The organism is Desulfovibrio inopinatus DSM 10711 (assembly GCF_000429305.1).
In the GTDB taxonomy this organism is placed as follows: Bacteria; Desulfobacterota; Desulfovibrionia; order Desulfovibrionales; family Desulfovibrionaceae; genus Alteridesulfovibrio; species Alteridesulfovibrio inopinatus.
Window position 1 is genome coordinate 88,158 of record NZ_AUBP01000017.1, and the last position, 14,347, is coordinate 102,504.

The window sequence follows — 14,347 nt, forward strand, 5'->3', positions numbered from 1 at the left end:
ATGATTGCCGAAGATATTCTTGTCCGGGCCGGACGCATGGTGTCGGATACCGAGCGCGTTCGTTGGACGGATGCCGACTGGCTGGAGTTTGTCAGTGACGGGCAACGGCAGATAGCGTTGATGCGTCCGGACAGTGCTTCGGTGATCGAAACCATCGCCCTTGTTCCGGGATCACGTCAGACAATTCCCGAAATTGGTTTGCGTCTGCTCGACGTGATTCGGAACATGGGCGAATCCGGTCAAATACCGGGGACACCCATCAGTAGCGTGAAACGCGGTATGCTCGATAGTTTTGACCGGTATTGGCATGTCGTCCCCGGTCCAATGTCGGTGCGCCATTTTGCGTTTGACGATCGAACGCCAAGACATTTCTTTGTGTACCCGGCCATTCCTTTCGAAGGAAGCGTGTATGTGGAAGTGGCATACAGCCGCACTCCTCCAGAGTGCTCTGCTACAACGGCAACGCTGGCACTCGCCGATATTTATGCCGTGCCTTTGCTCGAATTCGTGTTGTATCGGGCCTACGCCTCGGAGCAGGAGTCAACGGTGGCCGAAGCCAAAGCCGCCGTTCATCTTGAGCGGTTTTATGCGTCTTTAAATATCAAATCCCAGGTTGATGCGGCCGTATCGCCCAAACTGCCTTCGGAGGCATCATGACCGTACCTTATGATTATTTTCTTCCAGACGTCATGCCCCATGTACCGGACTGTCCCGAACCGATGATTATAAGAGCGATTCAGGCGTCTGCACGGGATTTTTTGGAGACAAGCCTCATGTGGCAAGACGATCTTGGTCCGATTTCGATTCGAGCATGGCAAAATACATACACCCCTGTTCCGCCGTTTGGATCGGATATAGCCATGGTGTTGCGTGTTCTTCTGGAAAACAATCCTTTACGTGCCACGACGTTAGAAATGCTTGATGACACCGAGCCGGGGTGGAGAAAAATTCGGACGTTGCGGCCGACACGCTTTGTATTGACCCGATCCGGTGCCGTTCGGCTTATCCCTCAACCCGTCCAAAATATTCCCGATGCACTGCGCGTTCAGGTCGCGTTGAAACCGAATCGGTTGAGTCCTGGATTGCCCGACTCCGTCTATCTCGATTGGAGCGAGAGTATCACGCGAGGAGCGTTAGCTCGACTCTTCGAAATCCCCGGAACGACATGGTTTAATCCCGACTTGTCGACATACCATAGTCGACAATACCGGGCTGGTGTGATGCGCGCCAAAGGGAAACATCTGAAGGATTATAGCCGTGTTTCTCTTCGCGCCAAACCTTGCGCGTTTGTCTAGCCGATAACGGAAAGAGCGGGCCAGAGGGAGACAAGATTTCAAAAGGAGTGCGTATGCCGGCGGTTTTTGCAAACAATGCTGGTTCGGAATTGGCCTTAGATATTTCGGCCGATGATACGGTGGTGACGGTTTTGGCCGGTGAAGGCGAAATGTTTCCTGTGTTGGAGATAGGAAAAAATGAATTTTTTCATGCAACGTTGGTGGGGTCGGATGGAGCTATCGAAATCATCAAGGTGACCGATCGGGTTGGTGATGCCCTGACGGTCGAGCGTGGGAGAGAGGACACGCTTCCTCGAAGTTTTGCTGCCGGCGATGTTGTGGAATTGCGCCTGACTGCGGAGAATCTGTCGGCATTTCTTCAGTCAGGAGCTTTGGATGGTGACGTCGCGAATCGCATTAAAGCGGTCTATTATGTTTCGTCTGATGCAGATATTGCTGATCATGGTGATGCCGACACCGAGGGATCACTAGCCTGGACACTGGGTTTGATTGGCGATGGAGAGGCCGATGTGGTCTTGCCTGGGGGACAAACCTTTACGGTGACGACCGATATGACGGTCCCGTCCGGTGTGCGATTGTATGTTGGCTGCGGAGCTCTCCTCGCTCCAGGCAATGGGGTGACGGTGACGATTGACGGAGGGATTGTGGGGCCGCGGCGGCCCATTTTTAGTGGAAGTGGGACGATTACCGGGAATATGGCAGGTGGCGCGGTTTTGCCGCAATGGTTCGGGGCCGTGGGTGACGGCGATACCGACGATACGAGGGCGCTCCAAAACGCATTGAAGTTTCCCAAAGTTTTTTTCCCCATTGGCATATATGGCATTTCAGCCCCTCTCGATTTGCGTGATTTCCAACAGCTTGAAGGCGAGATGCATAATTCAAGTTTTATCGATTGGGAAAAAGACCACGAGCAATATCGGCCGTCGTATGCCGGATCGGCCTCAATCATTCAATATCTCGACGGGCAAACCGGGACACTGTTCAATCACGCGCACCATATTTCTTTCAAGAAGCTTGTCTTTCGTAATGGGCAGGTGCAACGCGAGACTGATGTATTCATGGAGGGCAGACCCAATTTCTGCTCATTTGAAGACTGTAAATTCGAAAATTTCAACCACATTCTTTACGATGCCACGGCTTCGCAGGCATTTGGTGCAAACGGGTTCTTCAACTGCAAATTTGCATCATGCGGTACCATGTTTCGGGGCGTTTTGGTCGATTTTGTTTTTGTCGGCAATACGTTCACATCAAATGGTACATGTTTTGAAGCGACATCAGGATCGGGGTTCAATACCTTTTCTGCGAATCGATTCGAGTGGAATAAAAAAGCGATTCTCAATTACCAAGGTCGATCCAACGTCATTACGGGAAACCTGTTTGATGCGCATGAAGAAACGGCGATTATGTTGCACTATTCGAGTGACAACCATATTGCCGCGAATCTCTTCTGGCGTAACGGCCGCGATGGTTCCGAAGCCGGGAAACGAAGCCACATCGTTATTCAGGAAACGTCTTCACACAATCATATCCAGGGCAATACCTTTTTGAAAGGCGGCCCCGACGATCAACCGAACCCGGCGTGGCCCAAGTATATTATCGAGTTTCTCGGTGCCGCGGACACGGAAAATGAATTCACGGGTAACGCCACCATCAATGGCTGCATGGAAATGCCGGTGTATGATCCCTATTGGAATTCTGCCAATGCCTGTCAGTTTGACGATATTCACGTCAAAGGCATTGGAAATCCCAATATGTGTAATGATAATCTCCTTGAGATCGTTAAGCAAATTGCGTCTCTCTCGTCTTCTCCGGTGAATGTGCATCTCTATGAAGATCGTAAATTCACCTTCTATGCCGATATCAATCCCGATCGTGTGTGCCTCATCGGACATGGTTCGGTGACGCTTTCCGATGATGATGGCCAAGCCAACCGTCTCCGGGGGCTTTCCAATGTCGTGTATGGTCAAACCTTTCGCACTCCTCCGATCACGATGTCGTCCGATGCAGTCCCGACAATGGGGTATTGGGGACATGGAACTGTTGTGTGGAATTCAGCACCTGCAGCAGAAGGTTATGCCGGTTGGATTTGTACCGAAGCCGGGAATCCCGGAATATGGAAGGGATTCGGCGTGATCGAGACATGAGGTAACGCTTGATCGTATACCGTAATATCGTGCAGTCGTAGTGGGTTATTGATCCGTCGGAGGCATACATGACGAAACTGGCAATTCACTCCTTTCGAGGCGAGGTCCCGCGAACGGCGTCGCGGCTTTTGCAGAACGAGCAGGCGAGCCAGGCGGTGAACTGTCGGTTAGAGAGTGGCGACCTTATGGCGTGGCGTGAACCTGGAGAGGTCGCCACTCTGCCTGGTCGAGCGAAGACAATGTATTTGGCAGGTGGTGTGCGATGGCTTTGGTGGGACCGAGATGTCGATGTGGTGACGGGAACCCGAGCCGATGACATGTCACACACGTTATATTTTACCGGGTTGGATGCCCCACGAATAACAGATGCCAGCATGTATGCTCTTGATGGGGACTGGACAGAACGTTCCTTCAAGCTTGGTGTACCGGCTCCGGAGCGCGCACCGCGGGTCAAAGTCTCCGGTGGGGATGGTGATACATTTGCCATTTCGTATGTCGTGACGCATGTCACGGCACGAGGAGAAGAAGGACCACCGTCACCGGCTTCGGATGTTCTTGATGTGCGTTCAGGGAGCCTCGTGACCGTATCGGGATTTTCGGAGGTTCCTGCTGATCGTAATATCACAGCACGTCGGGTGTATCGAGCGGTGGCCGCATCATCCGGGACGTCCGTATGGCTTCTTGCCGGGGAGATTGCAGTGGGTGTGGCTTCATGGGGCGACACCATGGATGGCCGCGTTCTCGGTACAGAATTATCCACCGACACGTTTTATCCTCCGCCTGAAGGATTGCGTGGTCTGACGGTGCTGGGAAATAAAACTTATGCCGGATTTGATGGGTATCACGTCTGGTTGAGCGAACCGTTATATCCCCATGCCTGGCCTCCGGAATATACCATTACGCTTGATGCACCCGTTGTCGGACTTGGTGTGATTGGTTCGACGCTCGTTGCGGCGACGAAGGATCGGCCATATCTCATTACGGGGAGTCATCCGGCATCCATGTCGGTTTCGCACTTGCCGGAGAGACAAGCCTGCGTTTCGAAAAATGGTTTGGTCGGGGCCGGTGTCGGAGTTGTCTTTCCCACGCCCGATGGATTGTATCTTGCCGGTCCATCCGGGGGGAGTCTGGTCACGGAATCCTTGTTTACGCGTGACGATTGGCAAGCTTTGACTCCTCAGAGCATGCGTGCGGCAGTGCATGATGGGCGCTATATTGTATTCTTTGAACGAACGCCAAAGTCCATCCGTGCGGCGCAGCGACAGACCGGGGACACCTTCCACAGTCTGGGACGGATCAATGCGCGTCCTTTGAACCGGTTTCGTGTGGCTGCAGATGATTTTGTCGGATTTCATTTGGTGAATTCAACCCTTCCCTCTGGACTGATTCTCGATATGCGCAATGCCGATCCCGTCCTGACGGCATATGACGACACGGCGAGTGCTGTGTTTACGGACGCGGTTTCTGATCGATTGTATTACGCCCGGCCGAGTGAAGATGGTGCAACGACAACCATCCATCTCTTTGAAGGATCGTCAGAGCGTCTGCAGTATACGTGGCGATCCAAGACCTTTCTTTTTTCTGCTCGGGTGACATTTGGCGCTGCTCGTATTGATTACGAAACGGAAGTTGAAAGTTCCGACGAGAGTTTGACGTTTACGCTCTTTGTCGATGGGCAGTCTCGGTATGTTCGTACTCTTGAACACTCCTGTGTTTTTCGTCTTCCTGGTGGATATGCTGGCCGTGAATGGGCTGTCGAGCTGGCAGGCAATGTGCGTATCCGGAGCGTGGAACTGGCATCTACCGTTGTGGAGCTGACGACGTGATTTGATTGCAATGTCTGAGGAGCGAACAATGGATGAGCGCGGAATGAGCGCACTGTGGTCCGCATTGGAACGCGCCGATGAACGTGATCGAGAAATGCTTCAAATTCTTGTGGAGTCTCGGGCCAAGCTTGAGTCCATGGAACAAGCACTGCACTCGGCCGCGGATGGGCCGGGATTTGTCCGGTGTGAGCGACGTGAAGCGCGTATTGCCTTGCTGGAGTCCCGGCTTGATCAACATCTTGGTCGATTGTGGTGGATGACCAGCACGGCCATTGCTGCCGTGATCAGTTTGGGACTCAAAACGCTATGGGAGGCGATGCATAAATGACTCAATTTCAACACTCCGATGGGTTCGATACGGTTCTTTCATTTATCCTGTCGGTAGAGGGGGGATATGTTAACGATCCTCGTGATCCGGGAGGAGAAACAAAATATGGCATTAGCAAACGGAGTTTTCCTGATGTGGATATCAAGAACCTGACGATTGACCAAGCTGCTGAGATTTATAGACAATCATTTTGGAATCCCTTGCATCTCTCCCAGTTTCCTCCAGAATTGGGCGCGGTCATTTTTGATACGGCCGTCAATATGGGGAAGCGTCGCGCCACTGTGTTGCTGCAAAAGACACTCAACGAAACAACTATGGGCCCTACATTGGTGGTTGATGGTGTCCTTGGTCCAAAGACACAGGCTGTCGTGAATGCGTTTTGTCAGCAAGGGGCAACCTATACGCAAAATTTGTGTTTGGAATACCTCATACGTCGTCTCAATCGATACGCAAAATTGGCTACATCGAAAAAATTTCGTCCGTTTCTTTTGGGGTGGCTCAAACGCGTTGCTCGATTGTGGGATAGCTTAGGGTAGAGGTGCCTCTCCCTTTGTGATCAGGGGAGAATACGCGGGGAGGAAAACCCTTTTGAGTACAACGGGTTTCTCCCCGCACACGTTGTAACACAACAAGGAGACCCCATATGGCAACACGTGGGCCGGTCGTGCCAGAAGTACCGTTTGGTGTTGATGAGCGGGTTGCGGTGGTTTTGCGCCCTCTCAAGGAAGCGGTTGAAGTTGCTGGCGGCATGCGCGGAGACGGATTGGACCGCTATGTAAGGATTCGGGACTTGGTGCGTTGGGGGCTGTTGACGCAGGAAGAAGCGGAACAAGGATAACAGGAGGTTGGCGATGTTTTGGGAGATATTGACGAGTGCTCTTGGCGGTGCATCAGGTATAAATAGCATCTTGTCGAACCTCTTTGGAGGATCGGATGGGGACAGTGATGCACTGTTGAACAATGCCTTCGGATTTATGAATTTATCTAATATGTACAATCTTCTCAGTGCAGATCAGGCCGCCAAACAAGAAGAATTGGCGGATACGGCGTTTGATATGGCTCAAAAGGCGTGGCAACGTTATGAAGACAAGTATGTTCCGTTGGAAGATGCTCAGATTGACGCAGCGCAGAGCGATCTTGAGCTGTATCAACCACTGAAAAAAGCATTGGTGGAGAATACGCTTGGTGAAATGGCGTTGTATGCTCCGCTGAAGGAACAGCAGGTTCAGATGGCTATGTCGAGTCTGGGGCGGGCCGATCAATTGGAACACGCCGTTGCCGAGGAGGCGCTTCGACAGGAAGAACCGGATGAAAAACGCGCTGCTGATGCGGCCTCCGGGCAGGTTCGACAGACTTTTGCGCAAACCAAGAAAACGCAGGATCAAAAACTGAAAGGATTGGGACTTGATCCGGCTCGGTTTGCCAACCTTTCCGCTGGAATTGACCGTGATCAAGCAGCAAGTGAAGCGGCAGCGCGGACGGGTGCCATGCAAGCGGAGCGTGAACGAGCCACCAATGAGAATTGGCAACGATTGACCGCGGGTTTGGGGATGATGCGAGGAGGATCGGGTGTTTCTGTTCCCAGCTATTCGCCGATGGCCGCGACAACATCATCGACCAATCCCATGAATGCTGCACTCGGGCTGACCAGTACGGCAGCATCCGGTTTGAGCGGCTTACAGAAGTACTATTCCGGGCTCTCCGGAGATTATTATGGACTCGGCGCTTCGAGTGCTTCACAGGCCAGCGCATTGAACGCAGGGAATTCTTCAGGACTACTCGGCCTGTTTGGATAATGTGAAAAGAAAGTGATGTAAAAAGCCGCCGGTTTGCAAGATCGGCGGCTTTTTTTAGGAATCTTTGCGGATAATAGGGAGTGTGGATGTCACCGACGACTTTGTAAGGAGATCTCGGATGGTGAATTGTAGCGTATAACCTCCGGCCGGGAGTTTGGAAACATCCAAGCTTGGACAGAGGTAAAATTCACGGTTGAAAGCCCGACTAGCGACTGTCCGCGACGTAATATCTTTCTTCTCCCAAACCGGCTTCCCGGATTTGTCGAGAATGGCCGCATCGAGCGCGAGACCAAAAACATATTTTCCGGATTGATGTTGCACCTGGTATCCACGGGGAACCACGTAGACAATGGCTTTTTGTTTCTTGGTAAATACCGGGTTGGAACGCGGGGTATACATGCCGAATCCATGTGCCGGTTCGGCGACCAATGTCGTTGTTATGGATAATCCCATCCTGTTCCACAAAAGATGCGCAGCGTCTTCGGTGAGCGCATAGGCTTTGTCCGTTTTTCCCACAAGCGCTTGCGCCTGAGCTTGCCCGAGCAATGCTGCCGGTTCGGCAGCAAAGGCGGGACACGCGCCGATGGCAAAAACGGACAGCATGGACCAGAAGACAAGATTGATGGCGATACGTTTCGAACGCATAGGGGACTCCTCTCATTCTCCCTCACGGAATGAAATACATAAGGGGATCGTGTGCGCTTTTTCGACGCAGGTCAAATGAAACGGGCCGAACCGCATATGCGGTTCGGCCCGTAGCGGGTAGGCAGGCGCCGGCTAAACGTCAATAACGACGGGGGCCAGAGAAATCGATGCGTCCGGACAAGACCACATGGTCAGCGGTTGGTTATTCGTCCCAACAAGCCCTTGTGGCAGGACAAGGCAGGCATCAATGGGGCTGACTCCGATCGGGTTGTCTTTGGGAATGGGAATATCGAGAAATTGTCCATTTTGGGTTGCCGTTACTGTCATGGTTGTCCCGGGATATTCGGGCGGATAGACTGTGATGAGAATGGGATCGTCTTCCGCCTTAGTCGCCAAGGGCCAGGAAAATGCAAGAGTAATCTGCTCTTTTTGGCTTCGGTCCACGACAACGATACGCGGCATTTCAACATAGCTTGCGGTCAGAACTTTTTGCGGGGGATAGAACGCAAACGGTGGGCCTTGAATAAGGCCGCCATGCGGTTGTATCGCTCCACGGGCAGGACCATCTTCGCCTTGATTTTGCGGGCATTTCCAGACGCTCCATCCGGGCCACGTCCATTGTTTATCGCCATTATTGGGGGCAGGATTGAAGACAATATGGCGTCCCGTTCCCGGATTGCTTGCCGGCATGAAATTCCCTTGATTGGCATCGACGAAATGGAAGTCGGGATCGACTTCACCATTGGCTTCCTGATTTTCCGTGGTAAATCGTTCCGGAAACGGTTTGTTCGTCAGGTCAAAGTCAAACTGCACGGTATCGTCCCATCCGTATTTGAGAAAATCCGCCGCAATGAAAGTAGCGTCAGGATTGCAAATGGGATCACCGTTGGGAATGCAAAACAGCACAATGTTGCCGGCATGATTGAAGAGTTTGGTGGCGCCGGCTTTGATGAGAAACGATCGCAGCATGAAACTGTTGTTAAACACGTAATTGGGGCGACTCGGATACGGCATTTTGTTGTTATATTTGAATTTAAAGACTTTTCCCCCGCGGTTCGGGTCGCGTGGTTGGCCGGGCTCGCTGGTGTAATATCCCCGGTTGCCATAGATGTACCAATATCCACCGGCGACATTATCGAACGAGAACCAGGCATGGGCGTTTTTGATGATATTGTGCCGAATGTGCCAGTTCACAGCGCATTTTTCCGGCTCAACCGGGTTGTCACGGGTATTTTCGAAAATATTATTGTAGACTTCAAGGTTGAGGTTTTGACTGAAAATGTCTTCTTCTTCCTTTGACTTTGAACCTTTGAGACGAAACGCGTTGAATGAATTGAGAATGCGGTTGCCGCGCAGAACGACACTTCCTGAAATTCTGTCTGAACCGAGAATGCCGCCATTGTAAAAATAATAGCAACCGACTTTGTCATCGGCCCATTCGATATCGGTCCATAAAGAACCGGTGGGATCTTGATTCCAGGTGGTATCTTCAATGAGGATATGGTGTGTGTCGTACCCGCGTCCGAAGATGAAATATTGGCTGTCCTGCGCTTCAAGATTGCGTACCGTAATGTACCGACTGTTTTTCAGATAGAGAAATGACGGCCAACAGCCGCGGACATGAAAATCTTCAAATTCGATCCAAGCGCAGTCGACCAGACGAAAGAATGCGTACGTGTCATCATTCGGCAATTCCATTTCCGGAGGAATAGACATAGCTGCGCCGACAAGCTGTGTTCTGCTTCCTAATCCTCGAATGGTAATGGGCTTTTCCGGTTCTCCGCATAAGCCTTCCACATCGAATGGCTCGACCACATCCGGTCCATCCACTTCCAAAACTGGTGTCCAATAGGTTCCAGGCAACAATTGGATGATATCGCCGGGTTGCGCCGCGCGCAGGCAGCCTGCAATGGTTCGCGTGGAATACACCGTGCCGTTCCAGGTGCGATTGTCTCCTTTGTATGTAGCAAACAGAAGTCGACGTCCGTTTTCGACTGTATCGGTAGGATACACTGTTTGATCATAACAAGGCGTATCTGTTTTTCCTTGGCATGGAGTCGTCGCGGTATTGGCCATGTGTCCTCCCGGATCAGTTCAGGGTCAATGGAAAGCGCGGAGTGAAAATGAGTTAGTTTCAACTATTCATATATGATCGTAGTACAATCCAATTCGGAAAGGGGAGGGACGCGATTGTGCGTCCCATCAAAGGCATGGATTGATATGAATTGATGTATTTCTATGAGGATGAATTGCGAAAATCAAGCTTGAAAAATAAAATTTTGTATTTTGATATAGGATTATAATTGTTGTATCGAATGGCTGACTTCAACGGAAATATCATGCGTCATAAGGCGATATGGAGACGAAACCCAATGGAAAGGAGATGAAGCAACACTATACCAAAGAAAATACAATCTTGACCAGTTTGAATGTGATTGGTAGCGAGACATAACGTTCACTTTCACCCTGGAGGTTCTCTCCGGATGGCCTATGAATATCCTCATCATAAACGGTAGCCCCAAAGGCGAACGTGGCCTGAGTTTTCAATACGCACGTCGGTTGATGCAAATTCTTCCCGATCACGAATACAGCGCGCTGCATGTGGGGCAGAAAATTCGTGCATGGGAAAAAGACCCTCATCAATTCGATTTGGCAATGAAGGTTGTTACTCGGGCTGATTGTATTGTCTGGTGTACCCCGGTGTACTACCTGCTTGTTCCTTCTCAGCTCAAACGATTCATCGAATTGCTTCAGGAGCGCCGACCGGCAGCGCTTGAAGGGAAATTTGCTGCAATTCTGACAACGTCAGTGCATTTTTATGATCACATCGCCCATGCATATCTGCGGGCTGTCAGTGAAGATATGGGGATGCAATTTCTGGCTGGTTTGTCCGCGGAAATGGAGGACATGGTTAAGCCGACAGGCCTCGCTCGTGTTGATGAGTTTTGCCGCTATTTGAATCTGTGCTTGACGCAAACCATGGTCTCACCCAGACGATTTCTTCCCCTTGATTGTGTTACCTCCGAATACACTCCCGGTCCTTCTTGCACCCCGGTTCGTATTGCGCAGGCGAAAATCGTTGTGCTGACCGATGGAAGCTCGACCAATCTTGATCGTATGGTGCAGCGTTTTGTTCAAACGGTCGAAGCTGATGTTTCCGTGGTGAATATCCGAGAAGAAGGCCCCAAGACTGGATGTCTCGGTTGTATACAGTGTGGGGCTGAAAACCACTGTGTTCTGGAAGCAAAGGACGGATTTCCCGCTTTTTATCGGCGCCTGATGGAGGAGGCCGATGTTCTTGTTTTTGCTGGGACGATTATGGACCGTTGGCTCTCGTCATTATGGAAACAGTTTTTGGATCGAACGTTTTTCCTTGGACATACCCCATCGCTTGAAGGGAAGCTGATGGCCATGCTTATTTCCGGACCATTGGAGCACATGCCGGAATTGCGAGAGATGTTTGAAGCGTATTTTGAAAATCAACATGCCATATTGGTGGATATGATTTCGGATGAAAATCCGGCCCAAGTCGATCAACATATTCAAAACATCGCGGTTAAACTCGCCTGGTATCATGAAAATCCCCCGGTTCTGGCGAGAACCTTTTTGGGTGTGGGGGGATGGAAAGTTCTTCGGGATGTGGTGTGGGGACGATTGCGGTATGTCTTTGAAGCCGATCATCGATATTACAAGCAGCATCACATGTATGATTTCCCGCATGATGACTGGAGAGATCGCGGTCTTAATTTGATGATGATGACAGCGAAGAAAATTCCTCAATTTCGGAAAGAGTTTGACAAAAGGATCATTAGCGAAATGACAAAGGCAAGCCGTAAAGTGCTTGCGAACTACGATCAGAAGGAAAAGCAACGATGAGGTCCGTATTGGGCATATTGCTGGTTGTTTTCGGGCTGTTTCCGGGGATGGTTCATGCGAATGGCTGTACGCTTCATGCGACAGTGACTTACCCGGAAACAGGCGATATCCGAGTGGCCCTTGTGACACAGGAAGAATACCGCAACGGCCTTCCGCCACGCTATGCTCACATATGTGTTCCGACAAAGTCGGGGCCGTCAGTGATTGATGTGGAATTCAAAGAGATTCCACCAGGAATTTACGCACTCCAAAGTTTTCAAGATGTGAATGGAAATGGAACTTTGGATGAAGGTATGTTCGGTCCTTCGGAACCATGGGGATTTTATCGCCCAAGTCGGCCTGCCATGCGAGCCCCGCATTTTGATGAAATATCTTTTGAAGTGAAGAACAATATGCGGGGCTTGCCAATTCATTTGGAAGATTGAGCAGGGCCGGCCGCTTGAGTTGGTCAGCCCGATACCGTTTACAAAAATGATGTTTCCGTTCACGTCAAGTTCTGCGTCAGCAATCACATCTTTGTCTTTCCAGCCCTCTACGTTCACTGTTTGAAACACGTCCGGCGACGCTATGCAGATCATCGGCACCAGCACCTGCAGGGCTGGTGATGGTGCATATTCGGCCATTTTTCGTCTGTATCATGCAGAACCATTTGAGTTGGTCTTGTGTGCAACTCTGGACGCGGCCAGTCATCTTCGAAGTCAAAGAATTGGAAGCGGGAGCCGGGGCGGGAGTCGTTTGGACGAGTTGTCTGTGTCGGTGTTTATGCATTGGATCAGATACAGAAAGTCGGGAATATCATCGCTATTGAGGTCGTCAGCGCCAAGAACTATTGGATAACAGTCTTCCAAAGTATCATCCCTGTTCAATTGGAGCGGCGCAAATCGAAAAACCAATAATGCATTCCGTAGGAGAAACGCCTGCTTTTCGGCCAAACATTGTGAAAAATGGTCGGTTAAGCCTATGTTTTGGACATTTTTTCTCCGATTCCAGTGGAGTTGGTCGGAATGTTTGACGCTGTCAGATGAGGCGTTTAATCCCATGATGTGCTGTGAGACGCCGTGTGCTCAGTGATCACATTCGTTTTGGGAATGTTTTTGTTGTGGGCTCCCAGGTGGTTGTCACCAAAATGTTGTGCAAACTGAACCGGTTTTACATACACTGCGCAAAAAAATACTCTTGGAGCTTGGCATGCAGAAAATCGCCATTACGCGCACCGTGACTCTTCCTAACAAATATGCTTTGGCCCGTTATAGAAAAGCGCCTGAACTTGGACTCCACGTTCTGTTTTTCACTGGAGGAACCGCGCTCAAGGATTTAAGTCGTGAAATCATTCATTATACGCATAAATCTTATCATCTTATCACTCCATTTGACTCGGGGGGCAGTTCCGCAGTGCTTCGGAAAGCTTTCCATATGCCGGCCGTAGGGGATCTTCGCAATCGCATTATGGCTCTTGCTGACCGAACCATTCAAGGCAATCCGGAAATCTACGATTTGTTTGCCTTTCGTTTGCCCAAGGATGCAAGCCAGGAAGAAAACGCGGAACGCTTGCACAAAATGCAGCAAGGGCGTGACTCACTGGTTAATGTCATTCCCGACCCTATGAGGAAGATTATTCGAACACATCTTCGTTTTTTTCGAGAGGCCATGCCTGCCCATTTTAATTTAGCAGGGGCGAGCATCGGTAACCTCATTCTTACGGGAGGGTATCTCAACTACAATCGACAAATTGATCCGGTGCTGTTTCTTTTTTCTCGACTTGTTGAGGCTCGTGGTGTCGTTCGGCCCATTGTGAATAAGGATTTGACGCTCATGTCGGAGCTTGAAGATGGTACCGTTTTGGCCGGCCAACATCTGCTTACCGGAAAGGAGCTTGGGGTCATTAGCTCGCCGGTTAAACGGATGTGGATATCGAAGAGCCAGACCAATATCGAGCCTGTCTCCGTGGAAATTCGGCGTAAAATCAAGGACATTATCGCAAAGGCCGATATTATTTGTTACCCCATGGGAAGCCTGTATTCGAGTATCTTAGCCAACCTTATGCCTATAGGAGTGGGATCTTCCATCGCCAAAAATGACTGTCCTAAGGTCTATATCCCGAATACAGGCAATGACCCGGAAAGCTTGGGGTTGAGCGTACCGGACTGTGTGGAGAAAATACTCGGAACGCTTCGCGAGAGCGCAGGTGATCCGGATATCCCTGCCGATAAACTATTGAATTTTGTTCTTCTTGATGAAGATCTGTCACACTACTCGGAGCCATTCAAAACAAGTCATATTGAACGCCTTGGAGTCAATGTTGTTCAAGCGCCTCTTGTAGTGGCACAGTCGGCACCGTATTTAGATTCCATTGCGATAATAGACCATATTTTGTCTCTTGCGTAAGATGCTATGACTTCGGTGTGCGGGAGTAATTGTTTTTCTGCTTGAAATTCTT

13 protein-coding genes are annotated in these 14,347 nt (G+C 50.4%); 11 read left to right on the plus strand and 2 right to left on the minus strand.

Features of this window, described 5'->3' with window-relative positions:
* From G451_RS0111980 to G451_RS0112015, 8 genes are all read left to right on the plus strand, one after another.
* A complete protein-coding gene (locus tag G451_RS0111980; protein ID WP_027184454.1) occupies nt 1-657 on the plus strand; it encodes a phage adaptor protein in 657 nt (218 codons plus the stop codon).
* Entirely contained in the window at nt 654-1,295 is a 642-nt protein-coding gene (locus G451_RS0111985) for a hypothetical protein (RefSeq protein WP_027184455.1), read from the plus strand. The genes G451_RS0111980 and G451_RS0111985 overlap by 4 nt, the downstream gene beginning before the upstream one ends.
* 53 nt (nt 1,296-1,348) lie before the next feature.
* Nucleotides 1,349-3,439 carry a right-handed parallel beta-helix repeat-containing protein gene (locus G451_RS32710; RefSeq protein ID WP_051261424.1) on the plus strand — a complete coding sequence of 697 codons (2,091 nt, stop codon included), beginning with the start codon at nt 1,349-1,351 and terminating at the stop codon, nt 3,437-3,439.
* Nucleotides 3,440-3,507: 68 nt separating this feature from the next.
* A complete protein-coding gene (locus G451_RS0111995; protein WP_027184456.1) occupies nt 3,508-5,265 on the plus strand; it encodes a hypothetical protein in 1,758 nt (585 codons plus the stop codon).
* 28 nt (nt 5,266-5,293) lie between these two features.
* Nucleotides 5,294-5,593, plus strand: a complete 300-nt coding sequence (locus G451_RS0112000; protein WP_027184457.1) for a hypothetical protein — start codon at nt 5,294-5,296, stop codon at nt 5,591-5,593.
* Entirely contained in the window at nt 5,590-6,129 is a 540-nt protein-coding gene (locus tag G451_RS29055) for a glycoside hydrolase family 108 protein (protein WP_051261425.1), read from the plus strand. The genes G451_RS0112000 and G451_RS29055 overlap by 4 nt, the downstream gene beginning before the upstream one ends.
* A gap of 107 nt (nt 6,130-6,236) precedes the next feature.
* On the plus strand, nt 6,237-6,431 hold the full coding sequence (locus tag G451_RS0112010) for a hypothetical protein (RefSeq protein WP_027184458.1): 195 nt from the start codon (nt 6,237-6,239) through the stop codon (nt 6,429-6,431).
* Between the two features lie 13 nt (nt 6,432-6,444).
* Entirely contained in the window at nt 6,445-7,389 is a 945-nt protein-coding gene (locus tag G451_RS0112015; RefSeq protein WP_027184459.1) for a hypothetical protein, read from the plus strand.
* Between the two features lie 54 nt (nt 7,390-7,443).
* On the opposite strand, the gene G451_RS0112020 is transcribed toward G451_RS0112015, so the two are convergent.
* Together G451_RS0112020 and G451_RS32715 are read right to left on the minus strand one after the other, a co-directional pair.
* Nucleotides 7,444-8,034 (minus strand): hypothetical protein, encoded by a 591-nt coding sequence (locus tag G451_RS0112020; RefSeq protein ID WP_027184460.1) that lies wholly within the window; start codon nt 8,032-8,034, stop codon nt 7,444-7,446.
* Between the two features lie 132 nt (nt 8,035-8,166).
* The gene (locus tag G451_RS32715) at nt 8,167-10,110 is read right to left on the minus strand and encodes a right-handed parallel beta-helix repeat-containing protein (RefSeq protein WP_027184461.1); all 1,944 of its coding nucleotides are present in this window, start codon (nt 10,108-10,110) and stop codon (nt 8,167-8,169) included.
* Between the two features lie 414 nt (nt 10,111-10,524).
* Here G451_RS32715 and G451_RS0112030 point away from each other — a divergent pair, with 414 nt between their 5' ends.
* The 3 genes from G451_RS0112030 to G451_RS0112045 all read left to right on the plus strand — a co-directional run bounded on the left by G451_RS0112030 (nt 10,525) and on the right by G451_RS0112045 (nt 14,295).
* A complete protein-coding gene (locus G451_RS0112030) occupies nt 10,525-11,910 on the plus strand; it encodes a flavodoxin family protein (protein ID WP_027184462.1) in 1,386 nt (461 codons plus the stop codon).
* Nucleotides 11,907-12,335 carry a DUF2141 domain-containing protein gene (locus G451_RS32720; RefSeq protein WP_051261426.1) on the plus strand — a complete coding sequence of 143 codons (429 nt, stop codon included), beginning with the start codon at nt 11,907-11,909 and terminating at the stop codon, nt 12,333-12,335. Before G451_RS0112030 ends, G451_RS32720 begins: the two co-directional genes overlap by 4 nt.
* Nucleotides 12,336-13,098: 763 nt before the next feature.
* Complete coding sequence (locus tag G451_RS0112045) at nt 13,099-14,295, plus strand: GAK system CofD-like protein (protein WP_027184464.1); 1,197 nt, start codon at nt 13,099-13,101, stop codon at nt 14,293-14,295.
* Nucleotides 14,296-14,347: the final 52 nt, after the last annotated feature.